1 protein-coding gene is annotated in these 1,801 nt (G+C 71.5%); it reads left to right on the top strand.

Features of this window, described 5'->3' with window-relative positions:
* Positions 1 to 309: 309 nt before the first annotated feature.
* A partial coding sequence (locus J0670_RS37180; protein ID WP_279383132.1) for an alkaline phosphatase family protein occupies positions 310 to 1,801 on the top strand: 1,492 nt, incomplete at its 3' end.

The following is a 1,801-nucleotide window of genomic DNA, read 5'->3' as shown; positions in this document are numbered from 1 at the left end:
GGTGGCCGAACCGGAGGCCACTTGTCCACGAACCATTCGTGACCATTGCACGTGCGGTGAGCGGCGGTGGCGGATTCCTTGCGCCCGTTGGCCGGTTCGTTTCCGTACGGCACGGCGGGGCGGGCGGCGGCGACGAACTGACACCCCGGCACCGCCCCCGTGGCGCCAAGTTGTCTGTACAGCTGGGGGTTCCTGGACGGTCATCGGTTCGTCATCGGACTCCCCGGCCGCGTCCACCTGGCCCCCGTACACATGACGGGCCTGGTCCGAACGGTTGGCCCAGGGTCCGTCAGCAAGGAGCCCCACCCCATGAATCCGATGCCCGAACTGTCGCGCCGCAGCCTGCTCGGCGGCGCGGCCGCGGCCGCCGTGCTGTCCGCCCTCCCCCTCAGCGTCCAGCAGGCGCTCGCCGCTCCGGCCCGGCCCGGGCGGCTGGCGGACATCCAGCACGTCGTGGTGTTCATGCAGGAGAACCGGGCGTTCGACCACTACTTCGGCACCCTGGCGGGCGTGCGGGGCTTCGGCGACCGCACCGCCGTGCGCGGGGTCAACGGCCGCTCGGTGTTCCACCAGCCCGACCCGAGCCGCAAGGAGGGCTACCTGCTGCCCTTCGCGATGAACGCCGCGCACACCAACGCCTACCAGCAGGGCGCGCCGGCCTTCGGCTACGTCGACTCCATGAACGCCTGGAACGAGGGCCGCGCCGACGGCTCCGTCACCCGCCGCTCCTCGGGCTGGCTCGGCCAGGGCTACTACGAGAGCGCCGACATGCCCTTCTACCACGCCCTCGCCTCGGTGTTCACGGTCTGCGACGCCTACCACGCCTCCGTGCAGTGCAACACCAACACCAACCGCGACCACCTGATGACCGGCACCAGCGGCGGCACCGTGCGGGACACCCCGGTGACCGACAACACCGAGATCCCCGGCGGCTACGAGTGGACCACCTACGCCGAACGCCTGGAGAAGGCCGGCGTCAGCTGGAAGACCTACCAGGCGCTGGACAACTTCGACGACAACGCGCTCGCCTGGTTCACCCCCTTCGTCAACGCCAAGCCCGGCGAGAGCCTGTACGAGCGCGGCATGCGCGCCGTCGGCGACCCGGCGAAGAAGAACGACCCGTTCGCCATGGGCGACGCCCTGGTCGAGGCCTTCACCGCCGACGTCCAGGCCGACCGCCTCCCCCAGGTGTCCTGGATCGTCGCCCCCGCCGCGCTGTCCGAGCACGCCAACTACGCGCCGCCGAACGGCGAGCACCTCACCGCCCGGCTGCTCTCGGCGCTGGCCGCCAAGCCCGAGGTGTTCCAGAAGACCGTCTTCATCCTCAACTACGACGAGCACGGCGGCTTCTTCGACCACCAGCTGCCGCCCGTCCCGCCGCTGGCCGCCGGGCGCGGCAAGTCCAACGTCCCGGTGGACGGCGAGGTGGTGGTGCGGGTGAGCAAGGCCGGCAAGACCTACCACCGGGTGGTGGGCCAGGACGGCCGCTACCGGGTGAAGGCCGCCGACGGCTCGCTCACCTGGTCCGACACCCTGCCCGCCGGGGAGAGCCTGGTCTCCGGCCCCTACCCGCTGGGCCTGGGCGTGCGGGTGCCGATGGTCGTCGTCTCCCCGTGGACGCGCGGCGGCGTCGTCGACTCCACCGTCTACGACCACACCTCCGTGCTGCGCTTCCTGGAGCAGCGCTTCGGCGTCCAGGAGCCCAACATCAGCCCGTGGCGGCGCGCGGTGTGCGGCGACCTCACCAACGTCTTCGACTTCTCCGGCCGCAACCCCGCCTGGCCGCAGCTGCCCGACACCA

This window comes from Streptomyces sp. FH025 (assembly GCF_017427025.1).
GTDB lineage: Bacteria > Actinomycetota > Actinomycetes > Streptomycetales > Streptomycetaceae > Kitasatospora.
This window is presented reverse-complemented; position numbering and strand designations above follow the sequence as displayed.